Here is a 23,946-nt window from a genome sequence, read left to right as displayed (position 1 = left end):
GTCGCCGGAAAGCTTCGCCATTACGCGACGCGCGGGGTCAATGTGGTGGAGTGGCGGCAAATGGGCCCGCACCGCCGAGGACCTGTCACTGCTTGCCCGCGAGCAGGTCGAGGAACGCCGGCTGTCGCGCGCGGCACTGGAACCCTGGCGATCATCGCCTATCACCAGCCGGTGACACGGGCCAGATCGAGGAATCGCGGCGTCTCGACATCGAAGGGCACGGTCGACGTTCTCTCGAACGGCTGGGTCCGGATGCGCGGCCGGCGCGGACGCCGGGACGCAGTCACCTACGGAACCACCGACGCATTTCTGGGCATTTCATGCTGGCCTCTGCGTATCGGGACCGCCCGGGGAACTGAGGGAACGGGGCTGCTGGCAGCGCCGTGCCCGCCGGGTTCACCGTTCCCGTGCCGAACGATTCGGCGGGCTTGGCGCGAGGAGGATCCGATCGAGGGATGAACTGTTCGACCTGGCGACCGGCGGCGAGCAGACAGACGACAAGGCTGAACCCGCTGCCGCCACGTGGCAAGCCTGGGGGTGCGCGGAACGGCGGAAACCACCCGCGGCGCGCTGAGCAGTGAGCCATGCCTATGGGGTGCGGCGGTGCGCTCGGTCGCCTGACGTCAGGCGGGTGAGTTCTGTGCCTGCTCGGCCATTCCGGCTGCGGCAAGACCACCTTGCTCCGGATCGCGGCGGGCGTCGAACGGCAGACGCCGGCCGAGTGCTGATCAACGAGCGCGAGGTCGCCGGTCCGGGCGTTTCCAGCCGCCGGAAAGCGCGGTGTCGGTCTGATGTTCCAGGATACGCGCTGTTTCCGCATCTGACGATTGGGAGAATGTCGGGCTGACCCATGGGGAAGGCGGAGGCGCAGCGACACGCTCGGGCGCTGACGCGTTGGCCTCGTTCCTATGCCGGGACTACCCGCATGCGCTGTCGGGCGGCGGCAGCAGCGGTCGCGCTGGCCGCGCCATCGCGCCGCCCCGGCGTGCTGTTGATGGACGAGCCGTTCTCCGGCCTCGACCGGCGATTGAGGATACGGTGCGCGACGGGAACGCTGTCGGTGCTGCGCGGACGCGCGCCACCTGCATGCTGGTGACGCGACCGGAGGCGATGCGCATGGGCGACCGGTCGCCTGATGCGCCGAGGCGGCTGGTGCAGCTGGGCAGCGCCAACGCTCTACAATCATCCGGTCGACATGTTCGTCCCGTTCTTCTCAACTCAACGAACTGAACGGCGTCGCCGGGACGGCGAGGTGGGCTGCTGCGGCCGCCACCCGGCCCCGGGATCGCCGCCGGCATGGCGGTGGATGTCGTTCCGCCGCAGGAATCGTGCTGGGCGAACCGGGCGAGGGGCGACGGGCGCGTCATGCGTCGCCGTTTCATCGGCGAGGTCGACCTTGGAGGTGGCGTACGGGCTCGAACTGCCCTGCAGGCGCGTATCCGCGACGGGGGGCGGTTTGCCGTGGGCATGGATGTCGGCGTGCGGATCGACCGCGCGATGTTGCCTTTCCGTCCGGTCGATTGAGCGGGTTCGGCGGAACGGTTGGTTGCGGTCGCGACCGCTTTGTTGCAATAGTGCCGCGCCGGAGCGCGTGCACCGGAAAGACCAGGGAGTTGGCGTATGGGTATCAGCATTTGGCAGATCCTGATCATCGCGGTGATCGTTGTTCTGCTGTTCGGTCGCGGCAAGATCTCCGAGCTGATGGGAGACGTCGCAAAGGGCATCAAGAGCTTCAAGAAGGGGCTCAACGAGGACGACGACGCCACGGCGGACGGTGCCAAGACCATCGATCACAAGGCGGACGATACGGTCGTCACCAACAAGTCCGAAGACAAGTCCCAGGCGGGCTGAGCGCCTTCACGTCCGGCCGGCCGGCGCTTCGGGTCGCCGGCGGACGCGGCCTGCCCGGTTTCCGGTTCACCAGGGGGTGACGGGGCCGTGGCGTTGTGACCTCGCGAGCGCGGAAAACGGACCCAGATGTTCGATATCGGCTGGACGGAACTGCTGGTTGTCGCCGTCGTCATGATCCTTGTCGTCGGCCCGAAGGACCTGCCGCGCATGCTGCGGACCTTCGGCCAGACACTTGGCAAGGTGCGCCGCATGGCGAGCGACTTTCAGTCGACATTCAATGACGCGCTGCGCGAAGCCGAGCAACAGGCCGATATCGCCGACATGAAGTCGCAGGTCGAGAAGGCCGCGAATTTCGATCCGCTCGGCGATCTCAAGAAGTCCATCGACATCGACAAGGCAACCAAGCCCAAGGCGAAAGCGGCAGGGGCCCAGTCGGCAGGGACCCAGTCGGCCGGAAATGGCGCGACCGCCGGCACGAAGGACGCGGCGGCGGATGCCGGAAACGCGCCCGACGCTGCCGGCAAGCCGGGCGGGGCGGATGCGCAAGGCCCCGCGACTTCTGCCGCTGCGTCCGCAGGGGCGCAGGGCGACAACGACGAACAGGCGCCCAAGACGGCGGGTGACGGCAAGGCATGAGCCAGGATGATATCGACGCCTCCAAGGCGCCGCTGATCGAGCACTTGATCGAACTGCGCAGCCGACTGCTGAAGACGGTGGTCGCGGTGCTCATCGCCTTCATCGTCTGCTTCTACTTTTCGCAGACCATCTACAACATCCTGATCATCCCGTACGAGAACGCCGCCGGCCGCCAGGTGGAGATGATCTTCACCGCGCCGCAGGAGCTGTTCTTCACCCAGCTGAAGCTCGCCTTTTTCGGCGCGCTGTTCATCGCCTTCCCGGTGATCGCCTCGCAGCTCTACATGTTCGTCGCGCCCGGCCTCTACAAGCACGAGCGCGGTGCCTTCCTGCCGTTCCTGGTGGCGACCCCGATCCTGTTCAGCATCGGTGCCTCGCTGGTCTTCTTCCTGATCATGCCGCTTGCCATGGGCTTCTTCCTGTCGATGGAGCAGGACGGTACGGACGGGCAGGCCAAGATCCAGCTGATGGCGCGGGTGAGCGAGTATCTCGGGCTGATCATGACGCTGATCTTCGCCTTCGGCCTCGTCTTCCAGCTGCCGGTGCTGCTGACGCTGCTCGGCCGGGTCGGCATGGTCACGGCCGAGGGCCTGCGGGCGAAGCGCAAATACGCCATCGTCATCGGCTTCGTGCTGGCCGCGGTGCTGACGCCGCCCGACCCGATCAGCCAGATCGGCCTTGCACTTCCCACCCTGCTTCTCTACGAAGTGTCGATCATTTGCGTCCGGCTGGTCGAGAAGAAGCGGGCCGAGCGGGAGGCTGCCGAGGCGGACGCCTGAGCAGCATTTCCGGGCCGGGTTCTCCTGCCGCCTTGGCGGCGCGGCCGTACCTATCCCGGGGTTTTTCATGTTTGACATCAAGTGGATCCGCGACAATGCCGCGGCTTTCGATCATGCCATGAAGCGGCGTGGCCTCGGCCCGCAGGCCGGGGCGCTGGTCACCATCGACGACCGCCGCCGCGCGCTGATCGCCGAGCTCCAGCAGGCGCAGGAGCGCCGCAACGCCGCCTCCAAGGAAATCGGCAAGGCGAAGGCCTCGGGCAATGATGCCGCCGCGCAGGCGGTCATCGACGAGGTCGCCAAGCTCAAGGCCGCGATCCAGGACGGCGAGGAGCGCGAGCGCCAGATCACGGCGGAGCTGCAGGACGCCCTGTCGGTGCTTCCCAACATGCCGCATGACGATGTTCCCGATGGCGCCGACGAGAGCGACAACGTGGAGCTGCGCAAGGTGGGAACGCCGCCGGTCCTCGATTTCGCGCCGAAGGAGCATTTCGAGATTTCGGGCATCCAGGCCGGGCTCGCCTTCGAGCGCGCCGGGCGCATGTCCGGATCGCGTTTCGTCATGCTGCAGGGCAAGCTTGCGCGGCTGGAACGCGCGCTCGGCCAGTTCATGATGGACCTGCAGACCGACGAGAACGGCTACATGGAAGTGTCGCCGCCGCTTTTGGTGCGCGACGAGGCGCTGTTCGGCACCTCGCAGCTGCCGAAATTCGCCGAGGATCTTTTCAGGACCACCGACGGTCGCTGGCTGATCCCCACGGCCGAGGTTCCGCTGACCAACATGGTCGCCGGCGAGATCCTCGATGAGGCCGACCTGCCCTTGCGCGTCACGGCGCTGACGCCGTGCTTCCGCTCGGAAGCCGGATCGGCCGGGCGCGACGTTCGCGGCATGCTGCGCCAGCACCAGTTCTGGAAATGCGAGCTGGTGTCGGTGACGCGGCCGGAGGATTCGCTCGACGAACTGGAGCGCATGACAGGGTGCGCCGAAGAGGTGCTCAAGCGCCTCGGCCTTGCCTACCGGGTGATGGCGCTGTCCGCCGGCGACATGGGTTTCGGCGCCCGCAAGACCTATGACATCGAGGTCTGGCTGCCGGGGCAGAACGCCTATCGCGAGATTTCGAGCTGTTCGGTCTGCGACGACTTCCAGGCCCGGCGGATGAGCGCCCGCTATCGCCCGACGGGCGAGAAGGGGCTGAAGTTCGTTCACACGCTCAACGGATCGGGCATTGCCGTCGGCCGGGCGCTGATCGCCGTGCTCGAGAACTACCAGAACGCGGACGGCAGCATCACGGTGCCCGACGCCTTGCGGCCCTATATGGGCGGGCTCGAGACCATTGAGGGGCTTTGATGCGCATTCTCCTGACCAATGATGACGGCATTCATGCCGAAGGCTTCGCCGCGCTCGAAAAGATCGCCCGCGAACTCTCGGACGACGTGTGGATCGTGGCGCCGGAAAGCGACCAGAGCGGCGTCGCGCATTCGCTGACGCTGCATGATCCGCTGCGGGTGCGCAAACTCGGCGACCAGCGCTATTCGGTGCGCGGCACACCGACGGACTGCGTCATCATGGGCGTTCGCGAGATCCTTCCCGAGCGGCCCGACCTGATCCTGTCCGGTGTCAACCGGGGCCAGAACGCCGCCGACGACGTCACCTATTCGGGCACCATCGCTGGCGCGATGGAAGGCACGCTGACCGGCATCCGCTCGATCGCCCTGTCGCAGGCCGTTGCCTGGTCGCAAGGCGCGCGGGCGGACTATGCCTGCGCTGTCGCGCATGCACCGGCCTTGATCGGCAAGCTGCTGGGCTTCACCTTTCCCGCCGACACGCTGCTCAACCTGAATTTTCCGGCCTGCGCGCCGGACGAGGTCGCGGGCATCGAGGTGACACGCCAGGGCAAGCGCAAGGTCAGCGAGCTTGCCGTCGATGCACGCACAGACGGGCGCGGCGTTCCTTACTACTGGCTCGGTTTCCGCAACGCGGAGGAAAACCCGCCCCGCGACACCGATCTTTCGGCGCTGGCCAACCGGTACATCTCCGTTACGCCGTTGAAGCTCGACTTGACCGCCTTCGATGTTATCGGCGAACTGAAAGATCTTTTGGCCTGAGGGCGTGGAGGGATCGTTGAGCGAGAACGGTGACGGCCTTGGCGAGGACATGGATGCAGGCGCGCGCCAGGCCGAAGCCGACCGCGAGGCCAACGCCGCGCTGATCCTGGGCCTGCGTTCGCAGGGTATCCGCAGTCACAAGGTGCTCTCGGCCATCGAGCGCGTGCCGCGGCGGTTGTTCCTTTCGGCCGCCCTGCAGCGCCATGCCGCAATGGACAGCGCGCTGCCGATCGAGTGCGGACAGACGATTTCCCAACCCAGCCTCGTTGCGATGATGACGGACGCGCTGGACGTCCAGCCCGGGCACCGGGTTCTCGAGGTCGGCACCGGATCGGGGTATCAGGCCGCCATCCTGGGCCTGCTGGCCGGCGAGGTGCACTCGCTGGAGCGCTACCGGACGCTTGTCGATCTGGCACGCGAGCGCCTGGCAACGCTGAAGATCGGCAGCGTCACGGTCCATCACCGGGACGGGCTGGAAGGGCTGGCGGAAAAGGCGCCCTTCGACCGCATCATCGTCACCGCAGCAGGCCCGGATGTGCCCCAGGCGCTTGCCGAGCAGCTTGCCGACGGTGGCAGGCTGATCCTGCCGCTTGGCCCCAAGGGCGCCGTCCAGCAGCTTGTCATGGTCGAGAAACGGGGTGCGACGCTCGAGCGCCGCGTGCTGGCGGACGTGCGTTTCGTGCCGCTGGTCGAGGGCGTTGCGACCCGTCTCTGAAGCATGGCGGCATGTCCCGATTGCTGATGGTTTACGTAAAATGGGCGCGCTTTAAGTCTTTATAAACGTTACCGGCATTTAATCGGACATAACGAACTCAGGTGTCTTCAGTCCGAGTAGCGCCATGTCCATGCAGACTTTCCGTCCTTCATCCCGACTGCTTTCGCAGACCGCCATCGTGCTTGTGCTTGCCGCACTTGCCGGGGCATGCAGCGGAGGTGTCGAGCGCTTTGAAGACCCGATCTTCACCGGGAACACCGACAACCAGCGCGCCATGCTCGGCACGTCGCAGCCCAGCTTCGACGACATAGCCGCAGGGCCGCAGGCCAGTGCCAGGGTCGAGCGGTCGACCCTGCCGCCGGCGACCTCCGCGAATTCCCGCATCGCCACGGGCTCCATCCCGGCAAGCGCCCCGACCACGCCGACGCGTCCCGCGACATTCGCTGCCGTGCCGACGCCACGGGCCGGCACCGTGACGACGACACCGGTAACGTCGTCGCCGGTGTCGAGTGCCGGAGAGTCACGCTCCATCATGACGTCGAGCGCAACGGCCGGGGCCGCGCCCCGTACGGTCAGGGGCTGGACAACGGCCGGCGCGACGCAGGTCAGCGCGAGGTCCGGCGACACCGTCGCCAGCATGTCGCGGCGGTATGGCATTCCCCAGCACGTGCTGGCCGAGATCAACGGCGTTGACACCAACGGATCGTTCCCGGCCGGCCAGCGTGTCACCATCCCGACCTATGTGCACGGCGCGCCCAATGTGGCGGCCGCCGCGCCTTCGCAGCCGGTGCGACTGCCGCCGGCCGGCGGCGCGCCGAGCGTGACCGGGTCGATCCCGGCCGGTGCGGCATTCGCCGCAACCGCGCCGAAGCCGCATGCAAAGCCCGGAGCACCGGTGCGGGTCGCTTCGCTCACCACGCCCGTTCCCACACGCAGCGATGCGCCGTCTGTCGGGGCGCAGCCCAAGCGCAAGCCGGCAACCCTGTCGAGCCGCAGCACGGCCACCTCGGCCTCGACGAACGAACCGGTTCCCCCGCGCGTTGCCCGGGTCGAGGCAGCGCCGACGGCTCCGATCGCCGTCAACCGCGATACGGCAGCGACGTCAGGCGACGGCGAGCGCCGGTTCCGTTGGCCGGCCAAGGGACGGATCATCTCCGAGTTCGGTTCGAAGCCGGGCGGCGCGCGCAATGACGGCATCAACCTGGCGCTGCCGGAAGGCACGGAGATCAAGTCCGTCGAGGACGGTACGGTGATCTATTCGGGCAACGAGCTGAAGGGCTACGGCAGCCTGGTGCTGGTCCGACATGACGACGGCTGGGTCTCGGCTTATGCCCATAACAGCGAATTGCTGGTCAAGCGCGGCGACACCGTGCAGCGCGGACAGACTGTCGCCAAGGCCGGCTCGACCGGCTCGGTGACACAGCCGCAGCTTCACTTCGAACTGCGCCGCGGCAACAAGCCGGTCGACCCGATGCTGTATCTGGCGCGGCTCTGACAAGGACCCTGACCCCTTGCGGTGATGACGAATTTCGAAACGGGCGCGCCATGACGGCGCGCCCGTTTCGCGTTGCGCTGTGGCTCATGTCGTCGTTTTCCACAGATGGCGGGGCAGGGCGGGCATGGCGCTTTGCAGAAACGTCACAATGGGCGGCCGCTTGCGCTTGACTTGACGCGCGGCTCGCCGTACATCACCGCCACTCCCGGCGGCCAAGTGTCGCCAAGAGGTGAGCGGGTGTAGCTCAGTTGGTTAGAGTGCCGGCCTGTCACGCCGGAGGTCGCGGGTTCGAGCCCCGTCACTCGCGCCACTCGCCCCATGTTTCCCCGATACGGTCATGAACAGCTCCCCCCTGCCGGGGTCCCCGCGTTTGACGCCGGCATCGCGTCCCGCATCACACTTTCGCAACATCCTTCCGGTTCCAATGGCGGCCACCGACGATGTTTGTCGCGAAAGGACCGAGCGTGATCTCCAAACCGATTCTGGCATTTGCCGCGACAGTTGCAGTCGCCGCTGTCCCGACACTCCTTGCCGGTGGCGCGCGTGCGGAGGCAAGAATCGTCTGCACCCTTGTCATTGATTCGGATGGCGGCGCGCCGTTGCTGGAATCGGGCGACTGCGACAGCCGGGTAACCCCGGCCTCCACGTTCAAGGTTGCGCTCGCCGCCATCGGTTTCGAGGAGGGCATCCTGACGGGACCGCACGCGCCGGTCTGGACCCACGCCAGGGGCGAGGTCGACTGGGGCGGGGAGCCGTGGCGCGGCGATGTCGATCCCGCCTGGTGGATGACATATTCGGTGGTCTGGTATTCGCAGCGCATGGCGCGGCAATTGGGCACGGCGAGGCTGGAGGGACACGCCCGGGCACTCGGCTACGGCAATGCGGACTTCTCCGGCGACCCGGGCAAGGACAACGGGCTGGAGCGCGCCTGGATCGCCTCTTCGCTGAAGATCTCGCCCCGGGAGCAGGTGCGCTTTCTCCAGGGCCTCCTGAACCGGACCCTGCCGCTGTCAGGCGCGGCGATGGCGCAGGCCGAGGGTATCGTGCAGGGCGCCGGGACGGGCGCAGGTTGGCGCATCCGGGGCAAGACGGGCGGCGCCTATCCGCGCCGCGCCGACGGCAGTTTCGACCGCGCGCGCGGGCATGGCTGGTTCGTTGGCTGGGCGCAAAAGGGGACACGCAGGGTGGTCTTTGCAAGGCTTGCCCGGGACGAGGGACGCGAGCGCGGCTCGCCGGGTATCCGTGCCTGAAATGCGCTTGTCGCGCAGCGGCCCGAACTGGCGGCGCGCTTCGCGCGTTGAAGTGCGCGGGCTTTGCCTTCGAGTTGACGTCAACGTCATTTCGCGCTTGCGAAAATGCCCTTTCGATTACACCGTCGTCGGGCTTGCGTTGCGGTGGAGCGTGGGCTAAGCGTGCCCCTATGGGCACTGGCGGTCGCGCCTCTCCACGCGCACTGCCACAATCGCCGGGATTAGGCTCGGTCGCGTCCGCGCGGCCTGTAAGCGCACTTCGGTGCTGAGGGCCTGGCGCAAGGACACGTTTGAACATGGAAGAGCTCCTGAGAGACTATGTTCCGATCCTCGTCTTCATCGGGGTATCGCTCGTCATCGGTCTCGCGCTTCTGATTTCGCCGTTCATTCTCGCTTACCAGAACCCCGATTCGGAAAAGCTGTCGGCCTATGAGTGCGGCTTCAACGCATTCGACGACGCGCGGATGAAGTTCGACATCCGGTTCTATCTGGTGGCGCTGCTGTTCATCATCTTCGACCTGGAAGTGGCGTTCCTGTTTCCCTGGGCCGTCGCGTTCGGCGATCTCGGCTGGTACGGGTTCGGATCGATGATGACCTTTCTCGGCGTGCTGACCATCGGCTTCATCTACGAATGGAAAAAGGGAGCACTGGAATGGGACTGACGTCGCGCGAGCCGCTCGTTGCCCAGGCTCCGAAGGGCATTCTCGATCCGGCCACCGGCAAGCCGGTCGGAGCCAGCGATCCGTTCTTCCTCGAGATCAACGACGAACTGGCCGACAAGGGCTTTGTCGTCACCGCCACCGACAACCTGATCCAGTGGGCGCGCACCGGCTCGCTCATGTGGATGACGTTCGGCCTGGCGTGCTGCGCGGTCGAGATGATGCAGATGTCGATGCCGCGCTACGACGCCGAGCGCTTCGGCTTCGCGCCGCGCGCCTCACCGCGCCAGTCGGACGTGATGATCGTTGCCGGCACGCTGACCAACAAGATGGCGCCGGCTCTGCGCAAGGTCTACGACCAGATGCCCGAGCCGCGCTACGTCATCTCCATGGGCTCCTGCGCCAATGGCGGCGGCTACTATCACTATTCCTATTCGGTGGTGCGCGGCTGCGACCGGGTGGTCCCGGTCGACATCTATGTCCCCGGCTGTCCCCCGACCGCCGAGGCGCTGCTTTACGGCGTTCTTCTTCTGCAGAAGAAGATCCGCCGCACCGGTACGATCGAACGCTGAACCTGCGCCACCGCGGGCCCGGACGGGTCCGCAATCCCCGGCGCGACAAGACGGGTCAGGATCATGGACGAGACGCTCGCCGAACTTGGCGAACACATTCAGGCGCATCTGGGCGATGCCCTCGACGGCTTCGCCGTTGCCCACGGAGAGCTGACGCTCGCCGCGCGGGCCTCGGAGATCGTCCAGGTGGTGCGCTTCCTGCGCGATGATTCCAGCTGCCTGTTCGTCAACCTTGTCGACATCTGCGGTGTCGACTGGCCGCAGCGCGACCGGCGCTTCGAGGTGGTCTACCATTTCCTCTCGCCGGTGCAGAACCTGCGGGTGCGGGTCAAGGTGACGGCCGACGAGGAAACGCCGGTGCCCTCGATCATCGACGTCTTCGCCGGCGCGGAATGGTTCGAGCGCGAAACCTACGACATGTACGGCGTGCTGTTCTCCGGTCATCCCGACCTGCGGCGCATTCTCACCGACTACGGTTTCGACGGTTATCCGCTGCGCAAGGACTTCCCGCTCACGGGCTATGTCGAGGTTCGCTACGACGACGAGAAGAAGCGGGTGGTCTACGAGCCGGTGCGGCTCAACCAGGAATTCCGCGACTTCGACTTCATGTCTCCGTGGGAGGGCGTGGATTACGTGCTCCCGGGCGACGAGAAGGCAAGTTGAGGGATCGCGGGATGGCTGACCGGCTGAATGGCGGATGTCTTTGCGGAGCGGTGCGCTTCTCGGCGCAGCCGAAGGACCGCAGCATGGGCGTCTGCCATTGCTCCATGTGCCGCCGCTGGAGCGGCGGCGTCTACATGGCCGTGGAGTGCGCGGGCGAGGTCGCCATCGGGGACGAGACGGCGCTCGGCATCTACCGGTCGTCCGGGTATGGCGAACGGGTGTTCTGCAAGACCTGCGGGTCGTCGCTGATGTGGCGGATGCAGGACGGTTCGCACAGCGTGGTTTCCGCCCAGGCTTTCGACGATCCGTCGGTCTTCGCGTTCAATTCGGAAATCTTCATTGACGAGAAGCCCGGCAACTACACGTTTTCCAACGAGACACGCAAAATGACGGGCGCGGAAGTGTTCGAGCTCTACGCACCAAAGCAGGATCCTCAACATGGCTGAGGCCCAGGTCCGGAACTTCAACATCAATTTCGGTCCGCAGCATCCGGCTGCGCACGGCGTGCTGCGTCTCGTGCTGGAGCTGGACGGCGAGGTGGTGACGCGCGTCGATCCGCATATCGGCCTGTTGCATCGCGGCACCGAGAAGCTGATCGAGCACAAGACCTATCTCCAGGCGGTGCCCTATTTCGACCGGCTCGACTATGTCGCGCCGATGAACCAGGAGCATGCCTTCGCGCTGGCGGTGGAAAAGCTCGTCGGTGTCGAGGTTCCAAGGCGCGGCCAGCTCATCCGGGTGCTCTATTCGGAAATCGGCCGGATCCTGTCGCATCTGCTCAACGTGACCACCCAGGCCATGGATGTCGGCGCGTTGACGCCGCCGCTGTGGGGCTTCGAGCCGCGCGAGGAGCTGATGGTGTTCTACGAGCGGGCCTGTGGCGCGCGCATGCATGCCGCCTTCGTGCGGCCGGGCGGCGTGCACCAGGACCTGCCGAGCGACCTTCTCGACGACATCTGGGATTTCTGCGACCCGTTCCTGCAGACGCTCGACGACATCGAGGGCCTGCTGACCGACAACCGCATCTTCAAGCAGCGCAATGTCGACATCGCCGTGGTCTCGCTGGAGGATGCCTGGGCGCGCGGCTTCTCGGGCGTGATGGTGCGCGGTTCGGGCGCGGCCTGGGACCTGCGCAAGTCGCAGCCCTATGAATGCTATTCCGAGCTCGAGTTCGACATTCCGATCGGCAAGAACGGCGACTGCTACGACCGCTACCTGATCCGCATGGAAGAGATGCGCCAGTCGGTGCGGCTGATGAAGCAGTGCCTGGAGAAGCTGACGGTGGAAAAGGGGCCTGTCTCGTCGATCGACGGCAAGATCGTGCCGCCCAAGCGGGGCGAGATGAAGAAGTCGATGGAAGCGCTTATCCATCACTTCAAGCTCTACACCGAAGGTTACCGGGTGCCGGAAGGCGAGGTCTATGCGGCTGTCGAGGCGCCGAAGGGCGAGTTCGGCGTCTATCTCGTTTCCGACGGCACCAACAAGCCCTATCGCTGCAAGATCAAGGCGCCCGGTTTCGCGCATTTGCAGGCGATGGATTTCCTGTGCCAGGGGCACATGCTGGCGGACGTGTCGGCGATCCTTGGTTCCCTCGATATCGTGTTCGGAGAGGTTGACCGGTAATGGCCGTTCGTCGCCTTCACCCTGAGCAGCCCGAGAGCTTCGCCTTCACGGCGGCCAATCTGGACTGGGCCAAGAAAGTCATCGCGCGCTATCCGGAGGGGCGTCAGGCCTCTGCCGTGATCCCGCTCCTGTGGCGGGCGCAGGAACAGCACGAGGGCTGGTTGCCGGAACCGGCGATCCGCTACGTGGCCGAGATGCTGTCCATGCCGGATATCCGCGTGCTGGAGGTCGCGACCTTCTACACGATGTTCCAGCTCGCCCCGGTCGGCAAGAAGGCGCATATCCAGGTCTGCGGCACGACACCGTGCCAGCTGCGCGGTTCCGAGGACCTGATCCGGGTCTGCAAGTCCAGGATCGCGGCCCATGCGCACGAGCTTTCGGGCGATGGCGATTTTTCCTGGGAAGAGGTCGAGTGCCTTGGCGCCTGCGTCAACGCGCCGATGGTGCAGATCTTCAAGGACACCTACGAGGACCTGACGGCGGAAAGCCTCGAGGCGCTGATCGACGATATCGCGGCGGGCCGCGAGGTCACGCCGGGGCCGCAGAACGGTCGCCGCTTCGGCGCGCCGGAAGGCGGGGCGACGACGCTGACCGGTCTTTCGGACAAGACCAAAGGCGCCGATCCGCTGCCGCATGTGATCAACGGCGCGGAAGCGGCCTCGCACGCCTTTGCCGGCGCCTCGATCAATGGCGGCGGCACCGACTTCAACGGCGTCCCGGGTGCGTCCGCCGGCAAGACGCCGGCGAAGAAGGCGGCCGCTGCGGCAAAGCCCAAGGCGCCTGCCGCCGAAGCTCGCAAGGCCGAGACGCCCAAGGCGGACGCCGCCACGCCGAAAAAGCCGGCCGTCAAGGACGCGCTCGCCGCCCAGACAAGCCTCGACCTTGCCTCCGGCGAGGAGAAGGAGCCCGAGCTGCTGAAGGGCGCGCGCGGCGGCAAGGCCGACGACCTGAAGCGGATCAAGGGCGTCGGCCCGAAGATCGAGGGCATCCTCAACGAGCTTGGCATCTATCATTTCGACCAGATCGCGGTCTGGACCGAGGAGAACAAGGCCTGGGTCGATACCCGGCTGAAGTTCAAGGGCCGGATCGACCGCGAGGACTGGATCGCGCAGGCCAAGGTGCTTGCCGCGGGCGATGAAACCGAATTCTCGAAGCGCGTCGACGGTGGCGACGTTCCTTCGAGCAAGGCGTAAGGGAAGGGGGTCTAGATGCTCAAGGATCAGGACCGGATCTTCACCAATATCTACGGCCTGCACGATTGGGGTCTCGACGGTGCGCGTCAGCGTGGCCATTGGGACGGCACCAAGGCGCTGCTGGAAAAAGGCCGTGACTGGATCGTCAACGAGATGAAGTCCTCGGGCCTGCGCGGCCGCGGCGGCGCCGGTTTTCCGACCGGGCTGAAGTGGTCGTTCATGCCGAAGGAGAGCGACGGCCGGCCGGCCTATCTCGTCGTCAATGCCGACGAGTCGGAGCCTGGCACCTGCAAGGACCGCGAGATCCTGCGACACGATCCGCACACGCTGGTCGAGGGGTGCCTGATCGCCGGTTTCGCGATGGGTGCGATTGCCGCCTACATCTATGTGCGCGGCGAGTTCATCCGCGAGCGCGAGCGCCTGCAGGCGGCCATCGACCAGGCCTATGAGGCCGGGCTGATCGGCAAGAACAACAAGAACGGCTACGATTTCGACATCTACGTCCATCACGGCGCCGGCGCCTATATCTGCGGCGAGGAAACCGCGCTGCTCGAAAGCCTCGAGGGCAAGAAGGGCCAGCCGCGCCTGAAGCCGCCGTTCCCGGCAAATGTCGGTCTCTACGGCTGCCCGACAACGGTGAACAATGTCGAGTCCATCGCCGTTGCGCCCACCATCCTGCGCCGCACGGGTGCCTGGTTCGCAGGCCTCGGCAAGCCGAACAACACCGGCACCAAGCTCTTCTGCATCTCGGGGCATGTGAACCAGCCCTGCACGGTCGAGGAAGAGATGGGCATTCCCTTCCGCGAGCTGATCGACCGTCATTGCGGCGGCATTCGCGGCGGCTGGGACAACCTGCTCGCGGTGATCCCGGGTGGCTCGTCCGTGCCTTGCGTGACGGCGGAAAACATCACCGACTGCTCGATGGATTTCGACAGCCTGCGCGGTCTCGGCTCCGGTCTCGGCACGGCGGCGGTGATCGTCATGGACCGCTCCACCGACATCATCAAGGCGATTGCCCGGCTCTCCTATTTCTACAAGCACGAGAGCTGCGGACAGTGCACGCCGTGCCGCGAGGGAACGGGCTGGATGTGGCGCGTGATGGAGCGCATGGTCGCCGGCAACGCGGCCAAGGAAGAGATCGACATGCTCTTCGACGTCACCAAGCAGGTGGAAGGTCACACGATCTGCGCGCTTGGCGATGCCGCTGCCTGGCCGATCCAGGGCTTGATCCGCAACTTCCGCCCCTTGATCGAGGAGCGCATCGACCAGTACACGGCCAAGAGCCGCAAGCCGGCGCATGTGCTGGCGGCGGCGCAGTAAGGCAGCCTGATCCATGAAGATCGACGGCGAGAAACACAGGCTGGACGTGGAAAAAAGCTGCCTTTCGGGCTCCCGCTTCCACAATGTCGACATGTCCGGAAGTGCGTTCGATGACGTCAATCTGTCGGGTGGGCGGTATACGAATGTGAATCTGTCGGGTTGCGAGTTTCGCAACCTGAACATGTCGGGCTGGACGGTGTCCGACGCGAATCTGGCCGGCCTGCGGATCGACGATGTCGATCTTGCCGGGACGGCCATCACGAACAGTCGATTGCAGGGCATGACAATCGACGGCATAGACGTTTCGAATCTCCTCGAACTGTGGTTCGAGACGCAGAAAAGCCGCGAGGGCAGCACAGCATGAACAAGACGATCTTTGTCGACGGCAAGGAGATCGAGGTTCCGCAGGACTACACGCTGCTGCAGGCTTGCGAGGCGGCGGGTGCCGAGGTGCCGCGTTTCTGTTTCCATGACCGGTTGTCGATCGCCGGCAACTGCCGCATGTGCCTTGTCGAGGTGAAGGGCGGACCGCCGAAGCCGGTTGCGTCCTGCGCGATGAACGTGCGCGACCTGCGTCCGGGCCCGAATGGCGAAGCGCCGGAGGTGTTCACCAAGACGCCGATGGTGAAGAAGGCCCGCGAGGGCGTGATGGAGTTCCTGCTGATCAACCATCCGCTCGACTGCCCGATCTGCGATCAGGGCGGCGAGTGCGACCTGCAGGACCAGGCGATGGCCTATGGCGTCGACGCCTCGCGCTACGCGGAGAACAAGCGCGCCGTCGAGGACAAGTATATCGGCCCGCTGGTCAAGACGATCATGACCCGCTGCATCCACTGCACGCGCTGCGTCCGCTTCACCACGGAAGTGTGCGGCGTTGCCGATCTCGGCCTGATCGGGCGCGGCGAGGATGCGGAGATCACCTCCTATCTGGAAAACGCGCTGTCCTCGGAGATGCAGGGCAATGTCGTCGACCTGTGCCCGGTCGGCGCCCTGACGCACAAGCCCTACGCCTTCCAGGCACGGCCCTGGGAGCTGAAGAAGACCGAGTCCATCGACGTGATGGATGCGGTCGGCTCGGCGATTCGTGTCGATACGCGCAGCCGCGAGGTCATGCGCGTGCTGCCGCGTCTCAACGAGGCGGTCAACGAGGAGTGGATCTCCGACAAGACCCGTTACATCTGGGACGGGCTGCGGACACAGCGTCTCGACCGCCCCTATGTGAAGTCCGGCGGCCGGCTTGCCGCGGTCAGCTGGGGCGAGGCGTTTGCCGCCATCGCCGACAAGGTCGCCGCCTCGAAGCCGGAGCGGATCGCGGCGATTGCCGGTGATCTTGCCAGCGTCGAGGAAATGTTCGCGCTGAAGGCGCTGATGGACGGGCTCGGCTCCGCCAATATCGATTGCCGGCAGGACGGAACGGCGCTCGATCCCGCGCTTGGCCGCTCCTCCTATCTGTTCAACGCCACCATCGAGGGCATCGAGGATGCGGATGCGGTCCTGATCATCGGGTCCAATCCGCGCATCGAGGCGCCGGTGCTCAATGCGCGTATCCGCAAGCGCATGCGCATGGGCGAGCTGCCCGTCGGCGTCATCGGCCAGCAGGCCGACCTGACCTACCCGACCACCTATCTGGGCGCGGGTCCGGACACGCTCTCCGAGCTCGTCGCCGGCAAGCATGCCTTCGCCAAGGTCCTGAAGCAGGCGCAGCGCCCGCTTGTCATCGTCGGCCAGGGCGCCCTGTCGCGTCCCGACGGTGCCGCCGTGCTGGCTGCCGCTGCCGAACTGGCAAGCTCGGTCGGCGCGGTCACCGAGGAGTGGAACGGCTTTTCGGTGTTGCACACGGCTGCGGCCCGCGTCGGCGGTCTCGACATCGGTTTCGTGCCGGGCGAGGGCGGCAAGGGCACGGCCGGGATCCAGCAGGCGGCCGCCGCCGGCGAGATCGACGTGGTCTTCCTGCTCGGTGCCGACGAGATCGACATGGCCGCCTTCGGCGACGCCTTTGTCGTTTATCTGGGCACCCATGGCGATCGCGGCGCCCACCGGGCCGACGTGATCCTGGCGGGTGCGACCTATACCGAGAAGTCGGGCACCTGGGTCAACACGGAAGGCCGTGTCCAGCTTGGCGAGCGCGCCGGCTTCCCGCCGGGCGAGGCCCGCGAGGACTGGGCGATCCTGCGGGCGCTGTCGGCAAGGCTCGGCAAGGCGCTGGCCTTCGATTCCCTCGACGAGCTGCGCGCGGCGCTCTACGCGGCGCATCCGCACATGGCGGCGATCGACGCGATCGCCGGCGATGACGGGGCCGGTGTTGCCAATGCCGCCGCACGCGGCGGCAAGATGACCGGCGAGGCGTTCCATCCGGCGATCGCCGATTTCTATCTGACCAATCCGATCGCGCGGGCCTCCGCGACGATGGCCGAGTGTTCGGCCCTCGCCAAGGCACGCGCGGCAGAGGCCGCGGAGTAAACGGGGGCAATGATGGCGGACTTCTGGGCGGATTACCTTTTCCCCTTGATCATCATGCTGGCACAGAGCGTCCTGATGCTCGTCGTGCTGCTGGTGATCGTGGCCTATATTCTCTATGCCGACCGCAAGATCTGGGCGGCGGTGCAGATCCGTCGCGGCCCCAACGTGGTCGGTCCCTGGGGGCTGCTGCAGTCCTTCGCCGATCTCTTGAAGTTCGTGCTGAAGGAACCCGTGATCCCGGCCGGTGCCAACAAGGGCCTGTTCCTGCTGGCACCGCTGGTCACCGTGACGCTGTCGCTGGCCGCCTGGTCGGTGGTGCCGGTGGCCGAGGGATGGGTGATTGCCGACATCAATGTGGGCATCCTGTTCATCTTCGCGATTTCCTCGCTCGGCGTTTACGGCATCATCATCGGCGGCTGGGCCTCGAACTCGAAATACCCGTTCCTGTCGGCACTGCGTTCGGCGGCGCAGATGGTGTCCTACGAGGTGTCCATCGGCTTCGTTATCGTCACCGTGCTCCTGTGCGTCGGCTCGCTGAACCTGTCGGACATCGTCCTGGCACAGAAAACGGGCCTTGCGACGGCGCTTGGCGTGCCGTGGCTTGCCTTCCTGAACTGGTTCTGGCTGCCGCTGTTCCCGATGTTCGTGATCTTCTTCATCTCGGCGCTGGCGGAAACCAACCGGCCGCCCTTCGACCTGGCCGAGGCGGAGTCCGAGCTGGTCGCCGGCTTCATGGTCGAATACGGCTCCACGCCCTACATGATGTTCATGCTGGGCGAGTATGTTGCCATCGCGCTGATGTGCTCGCTGACGACCATCCTTTTCATGGGCGGATGGCTGCCGCCGTTCGACTTTGCGCCCTTCACCTGGGTGCCGGGCATCGTCTGGTTCCTGCTGAAGTCGCTGCTCGTGTTCTTCATGTTCGCGATGGTCAAGGCGATGGTCCCGCGCTACCGCTACGACCAGCTGATGCGACTCGGCTGGAAGGTGTTCCTGCCGCTGTCGCTGGCGATGGTGTTCATCGTGGCGGCGGTGCTGATGGCTATGGGATGGGCCCCGACCGGGACCTGATGCCAGGCCGGGGAGGGTGCTGACATGTCGATCTCGATTGCCGGTCTGATCGGCGCGGCCATCGGCCTCTATGTGGGGTGGATCGACTACAAGATCGTCGTCGGCGTTCTGAAGGGCGCGGCGGAACGCCAGCGGCAGAGGACCGGACGCGAGGGTCTGCTTGGCCGCTACATGGGTGCGATCAGGATGGTGGTCCTGGGTTTCGCCCTGGTCGGCTTTCCGGCGGTCGGCTACTTCGCCGGCAGCGCGCTTGCCGGGTAGGGCGGCGAGCACGGTAGCCAGACAGGGTGGCCGGACAGGGTCGCCCGGAACATTTCGACGGCTCCTCGCACGGGGCCGCAAACCAGACTGAAGGACCGCCGGTCCGGCGCCGCTCGCAACACGGGACGGCAACGGGCGGTCCGAAGGGAAACGAGAGAACGAGGCTGAACGCCATGGCACTGCAACAGGCTGCCAAATCGCTCTTGCTGAAGGAGTTCGTATCCGCCTTCTTCCTGGCGATGCGCTACTTCTTCAAGCCGAAGCCGACGATCAACTATCCCTTCGAGAAGGGGCCGGTCAGTCCGCGCTTCCGCGGCGAACACGCGCTGCGCCGTTATCCCAACGGCGAGGAGCGCTGCATTGCCTGCAAGCTGTGCGAGGCGATCTGCCCGGCACAGGCGATCACCATCGAGGCCGGTCCGCGCCGCAATGACGGCACGCGCCGCACGACGCGCTACGACATCGACATGGTGAAGTGCATCTATTGCGGCTTCTGCCAGGAGGCCTGCCCGGTCGACGCCATCGTCGAGGGGCCGAATTTCGAGTTCGCCACCGAAACCCGCGAGGAACTCTATTACGACAAGGAAAAGCTCCTTGCGAACGGAGACCGCTGGGAACGGGAAATCGCCAGCAACATCGCCATCGACGCGCCCTATCGCTAGGCGCGCGGGGAGTGGACGCCGCGCGGCGGCTGGTCTAAGACGAGGCCGTTCCGCAAGGGGACACGCCCAACCAATCTGAAGCCGCATCGGCGGTTTCGCACCAATCGGGGACGGGGGCACATCGCGAAATGGTCCTGCAAGCCATCTTCTTCTATCTCTTCGCCGCGACCGCCGTGGCGTCGGCCTTCATGGTCATCGCCTCGCGCAATCCCGTGCATTCGGTTCTGTTCCTGATTCTCGCCTTCTTCAACGCGGCGGGTCTCTTCATCCTGCTGGGCGCCGAATTCCTGGCGATGCTGCTGGTCGTCGTCTATGTCGGCGCGGTGATGGTGCTGTTCCTGTTCGTGGTGATGATGCTCGATGTCGACTTCGTCGAGATGCGCCAGGGGTTCCTCCAGTACCTGCCGGCCGGCGCGCTTGTCGGCATCATCCTCCTGGTCGAGCTGCTGCTGGTGCTCGGTGCCTGGGTGATTTCTCCGGAGATCGCCGGACACACGGCCGCGCCGGCTCCGCCGCCCTCGGACATGTCCAACATCCGGGCGCTCGGCGAGCTGATCTACACCCGCTACATCCTCTACTTCCAGACGGCCGGGCTGGTGCTGCTGGTGGCGATGATCGGCGCCATCGTGCTGACCCTTCGTCACAAGGAAGGGGTCAAGCGGCAGGATATTTCCGCACAGGTCGGGCGCACGCGCGAGGCGTCGATCGAGGTGCGCAAGGTCGAAACCGGCAAGGGGATCTGAGGATCCTCGCCTAGTCTTTCCGGCCGCGCCGTCACCCCGGCGCCCGGGTCCGTCTTAATCGGGGAGCATCACGAGGCGCCCATGGAAATCGGTCTGTCCCACTATCTGGCGGTTGCAGCGATCCTGTTCACGATCGGGATCTTCGGGATCTTCCTGAACAGAAAGAACGTGATCGTCATCCTGATGTCGGTCGAGCTCTTGCTGCTGTCGGTCAATCTCAACCTGGTCGCCTTCTCCTCGTTCCTCGGCGATCTGGTCGGACAGGTCTTCGCGCTGCTGGTGCTGACCGTCGCGGCCGCGGAAGCTGCCATCGGCCTTGCGATCCTCGTCGTCTTCTATCGCAACCGCGGCTCGATCGCGGTCGAAGACGTCAACATGATGAAGGGGTGAGGGCAGGATGTACCAGCTAATCGTCTTTCTGCCCCTTGTCGGCTTCCTGATCGCCGGCCTCTTCGGCCGGTTCATCGGCGCCAAGGCGAGCGAATATGTCACCTCCGGCCTCCTGATCGTCGCGGCGCTCTTGTCGTGGGTGGCGTTCTTCTCGGTCGGCTACGGCGAGACGCCGGTCGTGCGCGAGACCGTGATGCGCTGGATGTCGTCCGGCGCCTTCAATGTCGACTGGATGATCCGCGTCGACACGCTGACGGCGGTCATGCTGGTGGTGGTCAACACCGTGTCGGCCCTCGTGCATGTCTATTCCATCGGCTACATGCACCACGATCCGCACCGGCCGCGCTTCTTCGCCTACCTGTCGCTGTTCACCTTCGCCATGCTGATGCTGGTGACCTCCGACAACCTGCTGCAGATGTTCTTCGGCTGGGAGGGCGTCGGTCTGGCGTCGTACCTGCTGATCGGCTTCTGGTTCAAGAAGCCCTCCGCGAACGCTGCCGCCATGAAGGCCTTCGTCGTCAACCGCGTCGGCGACTTCGGCTTCATCCTGGGTATCTTCGGCGTCTTCTACCTGTTCAATTCCACCGACTACGACACGATCTTCGCCAATGCGCAGTCCTTTGCCGCGGCCGAACCGGCCACGGTGATGAACTTCCTCGGCTACGAGCTCGACCAGCATGCCGCGCTGACCGTCGTGTGCCTGCTGCTGTTCATGGGTGCCATGGGCAAGTCGGCGCAATTCCTGCTGCACACCTGGCTGCCGGACGCGATGGAAGGCCCGACGCCGGTCTCCGCGCTGATCCACGCCGCAACCATGGTGACGGCGGGCGTCTTCATGGTGGCGCGCCTGTCGCCGATCTTCGAGCTGTCGCACACCGCGCTCACCGTGGTGACGCTGTTCGGCGCGACGACGGCCTTCTTCGCCGCCACGGTCGGTCTGGTGCAGAACGACATCAAGCGCGTGATCGCCTATTCGACCTGCTCGCAGCTCGGCTACATGTTCGTCGCGCTTGGCGTCGGCGGCTACTCGATCGCGATCTTCCACCTGTTCACGCACGCCTTCTTCAAGGCGCTGCTGTTCCTTGGCGCGGGCTCGGTGATCCATGCCGTCTCCAACGAGCAGGACATGCGCAAGATGGGCGGGCTGAGGAAGCACATCCCCATCACCTACTGGATGATGGTGATCGGCACGCTGGCGCTGACCGGCTTCCCGCTGACCGCCGGCTTCTTCTCGAAGGACGGCATCATCGAGGCGGCCTTTGTCGGTCACAACGCCTTTGCCATGTACGGTTTCTGGCTGACCGTCGCCGCCGCCGCGCTGACCTCCTTCTACTCCTGGCGCCTGGCGTTCATGACCTTCCATGGCAAGCCGCGCGCCTCGGTCGACGTGATGAAGCACGTGCATGAAAGCCCGCTGGTGATGACCGTGCCGTTGATGATCCTGGCCGTCGGGGCGCTCTTTGCCGGTCTCGTCTTCTCCGGCGTGTTCATGGGCCACGGCTACGAGGCCTTCTGGAAGGGCGCGCTCTTCACCTCAGAGGAGAACCACATCCTGCACGACATCCACGAGGTGCCGCTGTGGGTGAAGGCCTCGCCCTTCGTGATGATGCTTGGCGGCTTCGCCGTTGCCTGGCTGTTCTACATCAAGTCGCCCGACATTCCGCGCCGGCTCGCCGAGCGGCATGACGGCCTGTACCGGTTCCTGCTCAACAAGTGGTATTTCGACGAGCTCTATGATGCGATCTTCGTGCGTCCCGCCATGTGGATCGGCCGCCAGCTCTGGAAGAAGGGCGACGGGGCGGTGATCGACGGGCTGGGCCCCGACGGCATCGCGGCGCGGGTGCAGACTGTCAGCACCTGGGCCGTCCGGTTGCAGACCGGCTATCTCTACCACTACGCATTCGCCATGCTGATCGGTGTCGCGGCGCTGATCACCTGGTCCATGTTCTCCGTCGGGGGCGCTCACTGATGAGCAACTGGCCGCTTCTTTCCATCACCACCTTCCTTCCGCTGGTCGGTGTCTTCTTCATCCTGCTCGTTCGCGGCGAGGACGACGGGGCGAAGGAGAACATGCGCCGTGTGGCCTTGATCACCACGGTGTTCACCTTCGTCATTTCCCTGTTCATCTGGGGCGGGTTCGACCCGAACAACCCGGGTTTCCAGTTCCAGGAAAGCGAGGAGTGGCTCGGCGGCAGCATCGGCTACCGGATGGGCGTCGACGGCATCTCGATGCTGTTCGTCATCCTCACCACCTTCCTGATGCCGTTCTGCATCCTGGCCAGCTGGAAGAGCGTCCAGATCCGGGTGAAGGAGTACATGATCGCCTTCCTCGTGCTGGAGACGCTGATGATCGGCGTGTTCTGCGCGCTCGACCTGGTCATGTTCTACGTCTTCTTCGAGGCCGGCCTGATCCCGATGTTCCTGATCATCGGCGTGTGGGGCGGCAAGCGGCGCGTCTATGCGAGCTACAAGTTCTTCCTCTATACGCTGCTCGGCTCGGTGCTGATGCTGATCGCGCTGATGGCGATGTACTGGGATGCCGGCACGTCCGATATCCCGACGCTGATGGCGCACGGCTTCCCGTCCGGCATGCAGACCTGGCTGTGGCTCGCCTTCTTCGCAAGCTTTGCCGTGAAGATGCCGATGTGGCCGGTGCACACCTGGCTGCCGGATGCCCACGTGGAAGCGCCGACGGCCGGTTCCGTCATCCTGGCGGCGATCCTTCTGAAGATGGGCGGCTACGGCTTCCTGCGCTTCTCGCTGCCGATGTTCCCGCTGGCGAGCGAGATGTTCGCTCCCTTCGTCTTCACGCTGTCGGTGATCGCCATCGTCTACACCTCGCTGGTGGCGCTCGCCCAGGAGGACATCAAGAAGCTGATCGCCTATTCGTCGGTCGCCCACATGGGCTACGTGACCATGGGCATCTTCACGATGACCGAGCAGGGCGTCCAGGGCGCGCTGTTCCAGATGCTCTCGCACGGCATCGTCTCGGGCGCGCTGTTCCTGTGCGTCGGGGTGATCTACGACCGGATCCACACGCGCGACATTGCCGCCTATGGCGGGCTTGTGAACCGCATGCCGTTCTACGCGGTCGCCTTCCTGATCTTCACCATGGCGAATGTCGGCCTGCCGGGCACGAGCGGCTTTGTCGGCGAGTTCCTGACGCTGATGGGGGCGTTCCAGGTCAACACCTGGGTGGCGCTGATCGCAACGTCCGGCGTCATCCTGTCGGCGGCCTATGCGCTCTTCCTCTACAAGCGGGTCGTGTTCGGCGCGCTCGACAAGGAGAGCCTGAAGTCGATCCTGGATCTCAGCCTGCGCGAGCGCGTCATCATCGTTCCGCTGATCGTGCTGACGATCCTGTTCGGCTTCTATCCGGCGCCGATCCTCGACGCCACGGCCGCGTCGGTCGGGGCGCTTGTCACCAATTATCAGGCCGCGATCGAGGCGGCACCGTCGACCGCCTTGCTGGCGACGCATTAAGGTCCGAGGACGAG

General features: G+C 65.4%; 28 protein-coding genes and 1 tRNA gene. 28 read left to right on the top strand and 1 reads right to left on the bottom strand.

The window, feature by feature from the left end:
* The first annotated feature begins 60 nt into the window (after positions 1-60).
* From ACN0T5_RS06625 to ACN0T5_RS06585, 9 genes are all read left to right on the top strand, one after another.
* Positions 61-459, top strand: a complete 399-nt coding sequence (locus ACN0T5_RS06625; RefSeq protein ID WP_417767860.1) for an SMC-Scp complex subunit ScpB — start codon at positions 61-63, stop codon at positions 457-459.
* A gap of 179 nt (positions 460-638) precedes the next feature.
* Positions 639-728: an ATP-binding cassette domain-containing protein gene (locus tag ACN0T5_RS06620; protein ID WP_417767859.1), complete on the top strand. Its 90-nt coding sequence runs from the start codon at positions 639-641 to the stop codon at positions 726-728.
* A 568-nt stretch (positions 729-1,296) separates the two neighbouring features.
* Positions 1,297-1,524 carry a hypothetical protein gene (locus ACN0T5_RS06615; protein WP_417767829.1) on the top strand — a complete coding sequence of 76 codons (228 nt, stop codon included), beginning with the start codon at positions 1,297-1,299 and terminating at the stop codon, positions 1,522-1,524.
* A 96-nt stretch (positions 1,525-1,620) separates the two neighbouring features.
* Entirely contained in the window at positions 1,621-1,851 is a 231-nt protein-coding gene (locus ACN0T5_RS06610; protein WP_417767828.1) for a twin-arginine translocase TatA/TatE family subunit, read from the top strand.
* 126 nt (positions 1,852-1,977) lie between these two features.
* Positions 1,978-2,487 carry a Sec-independent protein translocase protein TatB gene (gene tatB, locus ACN0T5_RS06605; protein WP_417767827.1) on the top strand — a complete coding sequence of 170 codons (510 nt, stop codon included), beginning with the start codon at positions 1,978-1,980 and terminating at the stop codon, positions 2,485-2,487.
* On the top strand, positions 2,484-3,266 hold the full coding sequence (gene tatC, locus ACN0T5_RS06600) for a twin-arginine translocase subunit TatC (protein ID WP_306028858.1): 783 nt from the start codon (positions 2,484-2,486) through the stop codon (positions 3,264-3,266). The genes tatB and tatC overlap by 4 nt, the downstream gene beginning before the upstream one ends.
* A 67-nt stretch (positions 3,267-3,333) precedes the next feature.
* The gene (gene serS / locus ACN0T5_RS06595) at positions 3,334-4,614 is read left to right on the top strand and encodes a serine--tRNA ligase (RefSeq protein ID WP_417767826.1); all 1,281 of its coding nucleotides are present in this window, start codon (positions 3,334-3,336) and stop codon (positions 4,612-4,614) included.
* Entirely contained in the window at positions 4,614-5,372 is a 759-nt protein-coding gene (gene surE / locus ACN0T5_RS06590; protein WP_417767825.1) for a 5'/3'-nucleotidase SurE, read from the top strand. The genes serS and surE overlap by 1 nt, the downstream gene beginning before the upstream one ends.
* Positions 5,373-5,388: 16 nt before the next feature.
* Positions 5,389-6,087, top strand: coding sequence for a protein-L-isoaspartate(D-aspartate) O-methyltransferase (locus ACN0T5_RS06585; RefSeq protein WP_417767824.1), 699 nt, complete (start codon positions 5,389-5,391; stop codon positions 6,085-6,087).
* Positions 6,088-6,165: 78 nt separating this feature from the next.
* Here the strand turns inward: ACN0T5_RS06585 and ACN0T5_RS06580 are convergent, their stop codons facing one another.
* Positions 6,166-6,744, bottom strand: a complete 579-nt coding sequence (locus ACN0T5_RS06580; protein WP_417767823.1) for a hypothetical protein — start codon at positions 6,742-6,744, stop codon at positions 6,166-6,168.
* On the opposite strand from ACN0T5_RS06580, the gene ACN0T5_RS06575 reads away from it, so the two are divergent.
* The 19 genes from ACN0T5_RS06575 to ACN0T5_RS06485 all read left to right on the top strand — a co-directional run bounded on the left by ACN0T5_RS06575 (position 6,725) and on the right by ACN0T5_RS06485 (position 23,932).
* Positions 6,725-7,582, top strand: a complete 858-nt coding sequence (locus ACN0T5_RS06575) for a peptidoglycan DD-metalloendopeptidase family protein (protein WP_417767822.1) — start codon at positions 6,725-6,727, stop codon at positions 7,580-7,582. The two genes, ACN0T5_RS06580 and ACN0T5_RS06575, sit on opposite strands and share 20 nt — an antisense overlap.
* A gap of 233 nt (positions 7,583-7,815) precedes the next feature.
* Positions 7,816-7,892: transfer RNA gene (locus ACN0T5_RS06570), tRNA-Asp, on the top strand.
* A gap of 172 nt (positions 7,893-8,064) precedes the next feature.
* Positions 8,065-8,832 (top strand): class D beta-lactamase, encoded by a 768-nt coding sequence (blaOXA, locus tag ACN0T5_RS06565; RefSeq protein WP_417767858.1) that lies wholly within the window; start codon positions 8,065-8,067, stop codon positions 8,830-8,832.
* Between the two features lie 296 nt (positions 8,833-9,128).
* Positions 9,129-9,494: an NADH-quinone oxidoreductase subunit A gene (locus ACN0T5_RS06560; RefSeq protein WP_417767821.1), complete on the top strand. Its 366-nt coding sequence runs from the start codon at positions 9,129-9,131 to the stop codon at positions 9,492-9,494.
* Positions 9,485-10,063: a NuoB/complex I 20 kDa subunit family protein gene (locus ACN0T5_RS06555; RefSeq protein ID WP_417767820.1), complete on the top strand. Its 579-nt coding sequence runs from the start codon at positions 9,485-9,487 to the stop codon at positions 10,061-10,063. The genes ACN0T5_RS06560 and ACN0T5_RS06555 overlap by 10 nt, the downstream gene beginning before the upstream one ends.
* Before the next feature lie 63 nt (positions 10,064-10,126).
* Positions 10,127-10,726: an NADH-quinone oxidoreductase subunit C gene (locus ACN0T5_RS06550; RefSeq protein ID WP_417767819.1), complete on the top strand. Its 600-nt coding sequence runs from the start codon at positions 10,127-10,129 to the stop codon at positions 10,724-10,726.
* 11 nt (positions 10,727-10,737) lie between these two features.
* The gene (locus ACN0T5_RS06545) at positions 10,738-11,172 is read left to right on the top strand and encodes a GFA family protein (protein WP_417767818.1); all 435 of its coding nucleotides are present in this window, start codon (positions 10,738-10,740) and stop codon (positions 11,170-11,172) included.
* Positions 11,165-12,349, top strand: coding sequence for an NADH-quinone oxidoreductase subunit D (locus ACN0T5_RS06540; protein ID WP_417767817.1), 1,185 nt, complete (start codon positions 11,165-11,167; stop codon positions 12,347-12,349). The genes ACN0T5_RS06545 and ACN0T5_RS06540 overlap by 8 nt, the downstream gene beginning before the upstream one ends.
* On the top strand, positions 12,349-13,542 hold the full coding sequence (locus ACN0T5_RS06535) for an NADH-quinone oxidoreductase subunit E (RefSeq protein ID WP_417767816.1): 1,194 nt from the start codon (positions 12,349-12,351) through the stop codon (positions 13,540-13,542). Before ACN0T5_RS06540 ends, ACN0T5_RS06535 begins: the two co-directional genes overlap by 1 nt.
* Positions 13,543-13,557: 15 nt before the next feature.
* Entirely contained in the window at positions 13,558-14,862 is a 1,305-nt protein-coding gene (gene nuoF, locus ACN0T5_RS06530; protein WP_417767815.1) for an NADH-quinone oxidoreductase subunit NuoF, read from the top strand.
* 13 nt (positions 14,863-14,875) lie between these two features.
* Positions 14,876-15,226 carry a pentapeptide repeat-containing protein gene (locus ACN0T5_RS06525; protein ID WP_417767814.1) on the top strand — a complete coding sequence of 117 codons (351 nt, stop codon included), beginning with the start codon at positions 14,876-14,878 and terminating at the stop codon, positions 15,224-15,226.
* Entirely contained in the window at positions 15,223-17,322 is a 2,100-nt protein-coding gene (nuoG, locus tag ACN0T5_RS06520) for an NADH-quinone oxidoreductase subunit NuoG (RefSeq protein ID WP_417767813.1), read from the top strand. The genes ACN0T5_RS06525 and nuoG overlap by 4 nt, the downstream gene beginning before the upstream one ends.
* A 12-nt stretch (positions 17,323-17,334) precedes the next feature.
* Positions 17,335-18,393 carry an NADH-quinone oxidoreductase subunit NuoH gene (gene nuoH, locus ACN0T5_RS06515; protein ID WP_417767857.1) on the top strand — a complete coding sequence of 353 codons (1,059 nt, stop codon included), beginning with the start codon at positions 17,335-17,337 and terminating at the stop codon, positions 18,391-18,393.
* Between the two features lie 24 nt (positions 18,394-18,417).
* The gene (locus tag ACN0T5_RS06510) at positions 18,418-18,654 is read left to right on the top strand and encodes a hypothetical protein (RefSeq protein ID WP_417767812.1); all 237 of its coding nucleotides are present in this window, start codon (positions 18,418-18,420) and stop codon (positions 18,652-18,654) included.
* Between the two features lie 173 nt (positions 18,655-18,827).
* Entirely contained in the window at positions 18,828-19,316 is a 489-nt protein-coding gene (gene nuoI, locus ACN0T5_RS06505; RefSeq protein ID WP_306028873.1) for an NADH-quinone oxidoreductase subunit NuoI, read from the top strand.
* 128 nt (positions 19,317-19,444) lie between these two features.
* Positions 19,445-20,059 (top strand): NADH-quinone oxidoreductase subunit J, encoded by a 615-nt coding sequence (locus ACN0T5_RS06500; protein ID WP_417767811.1) that lies wholly within the window; start codon positions 19,445-19,447, stop codon positions 20,057-20,059.
* A gap of 81 nt (positions 20,060-20,140) precedes the next feature.
* Positions 20,141-20,449: an NADH-quinone oxidoreductase subunit NuoK gene (gene nuoK, locus ACN0T5_RS06495; protein WP_029057158.1), complete on the top strand. Its 309-nt coding sequence runs from the start codon at positions 20,141-20,143 to the stop codon at positions 20,447-20,449.
* Between the two features lie 7 nt (positions 20,450-20,456).
* On the top strand, positions 20,457-22,418 hold the full coding sequence (gene nuoL, locus ACN0T5_RS06490) for an NADH-quinone oxidoreductase subunit L (RefSeq protein WP_417767810.1): 1,962 nt from the start codon (positions 20,457-20,459) through the stop codon (positions 22,416-22,418).
* Positions 22,418-23,932 carry an NADH-quinone oxidoreductase subunit M gene (locus tag ACN0T5_RS06485; protein WP_417767809.1) on the top strand — a complete coding sequence of 505 codons (1,515 nt, stop codon included), beginning with the start codon at positions 22,418-22,420 and terminating at the stop codon, positions 23,930-23,932. Before nuoL ends, ACN0T5_RS06485 begins: the two co-directional genes overlap by 1 nt.
* Positions 23,933-23,946 lie beyond the last annotated feature (14 nt).

Origin of the sequence: Stappia sp. (assembly GCF_048261845.1) — a bacterium.
Lineage (GTDB): Bacteria > Pseudomonadota > Alphaproteobacteria > Rhizobiales > Stappiaceae > Stappia.
Note: the sequence above shows the minus strand (reverse complement) of the source record. Positions and strands in the feature narration are given on the sequence as shown.

Excerpts from the sequence above, each read along its gene's own strand:
- ACN0T5_RS06625 (WP_417767860.1), top strand. The coding sequence starts at position 61 with ATGGGCCCGCACCGCCGAGGACCTGTCACTGCTTGCCCGCGAGCAGGT.
- ACN0T5_RS06615 (WP_417767829.1), top strand. The coding sequence starts at position 1,297 with ATGGCGGTGGATGTCGTTCCGCCGCAGGAATCGTGCTGGGCGAACCGG.
- ACN0T5_RS06610 (WP_417767828.1), top strand. The coding sequence starts at position 1,621 with ATGGGTATCAGCATTTGGCAGATCCTGATCATCGCGGTGATCGTTGTT.
- tatB (WP_417767827.1), top strand. The coding sequence starts at position 1,978 with ATGTTCGATATCGGCTGGACGGAACTGCTGGTTGTCGCCGTCGTCATG.
- tatC (WP_306028858.1), top strand. The coding sequence starts at position 2,484 with ATGAGCCAGGATGATATCGACGCCTCCAAGGCGCCGCTGATCGAGCAC.
- serS (WP_417767826.1), top strand. The coding sequence starts at position 3,334 with ATGTTTGACATCAAGTGGATCCGCGACAATGCCGCGGCTTTCGATCAT.
- surE (WP_417767825.1), top strand. The coding sequence starts at position 4,614 with ATGCGCATTCTCCTGACCAATGATGACGGCATTCATGCCGAAGGCTTC.
- ACN0T5_RS06575 (WP_417767822.1), top strand. The coding sequence starts at position 6,725 with ATGTCGCGGCGGTATGGCATTCCCCAGCACGTGCTGGCCGAGATCAAC.
- ACN0T5_RS06580 (WP_417767823.1), bottom strand. The coding sequence starts at position 6,744 with ATGCCATACCGCCGCGACATGCTGGCGACGGTGTCGCCGGACCTCGCG.
- ACN0T5_RS06560 (WP_417767821.1), top strand. The coding sequence starts at position 9,129 with ATGGAAGAGCTCCTGAGAGACTATGTTCCGATCCTCGTCTTCATCGGG.
- ACN0T5_RS06555 (WP_417767820.1), top strand. The coding sequence starts at position 9,485 with ATGGGACTGACGTCGCGCGAGCCGCTCGTTGCCCAGGCTCCGAAGGGC.
- ACN0T5_RS06550 (WP_417767819.1), top strand. The coding sequence starts at position 10,127 with ATGGACGAGACGCTCGCCGAACTTGGCGAACACATTCAGGCGCATCTG.
- ACN0T5_RS06545 (WP_417767818.1), top strand. The coding sequence starts at position 10,738 with ATGGCTGACCGGCTGAATGGCGGATGTCTTTGCGGAGCGGTGCGCTTC.
- ACN0T5_RS06540 (WP_417767817.1), top strand. The coding sequence starts at position 11,165 with ATGGCTGAGGCCCAGGTCCGGAACTTCAACATCAATTTCGGTCCGCAG.
- ACN0T5_RS06535 (WP_417767816.1), top strand. The coding sequence starts at position 12,349 with ATGGCCGTTCGTCGCCTTCACCCTGAGCAGCCCGAGAGCTTCGCCTTC.
- nuoF (WP_417767815.1), top strand. The coding sequence starts at position 13,558 with ATGCTCAAGGATCAGGACCGGATCTTCACCAATATCTACGGCCTGCAC.
- ACN0T5_RS06525 (WP_417767814.1), top strand. The coding sequence starts at position 14,876 with ATGAAGATCGACGGCGAGAAACACAGGCTGGACGTGGAAAAAAGCTGC.
- nuoG (WP_417767813.1), top strand. The coding sequence starts at position 15,223 with ATGAACAAGACGATCTTTGTCGACGGCAAGGAGATCGAGGTTCCGCAG.
- nuoH (WP_417767857.1), top strand. The coding sequence starts at position 17,335 with ATGGCGGACTTCTGGGCGGATTACCTTTTCCCCTTGATCATCATGCTG.
- ACN0T5_RS06510 (WP_417767812.1), top strand. The coding sequence starts at position 18,418 with ATGTCGATCTCGATTGCCGGTCTGATCGGCGCGGCCATCGGCCTCTAT.
- nuoI (WP_306028873.1), top strand. The coding sequence starts at position 18,828 with ATGGCACTGCAACAGGCTGCCAAATCGCTCTTGCTGAAGGAGTTCGTA.
- ACN0T5_RS06500 (WP_417767811.1), top strand. The coding sequence starts at position 19,445 with ATGGTCCTGCAAGCCATCTTCTTCTATCTCTTCGCCGCGACCGCCGTG.
- nuoK (WP_029057158.1), top strand. The coding sequence starts at position 20,141 with ATGGAAATCGGTCTGTCCCACTATCTGGCGGTTGCAGCGATCCTGTTC.
- nuoL (WP_417767810.1), top strand. The coding sequence starts at position 20,457 with ATGTACCAGCTAATCGTCTTTCTGCCCCTTGTCGGCTTCCTGATCGCC.
- ACN0T5_RS06485 (WP_417767809.1), top strand. The coding sequence starts at position 22,418 with ATGAGCAACTGGCCGCTTCTTTCCATCACCACCTTCCTTCCGCTGGTC.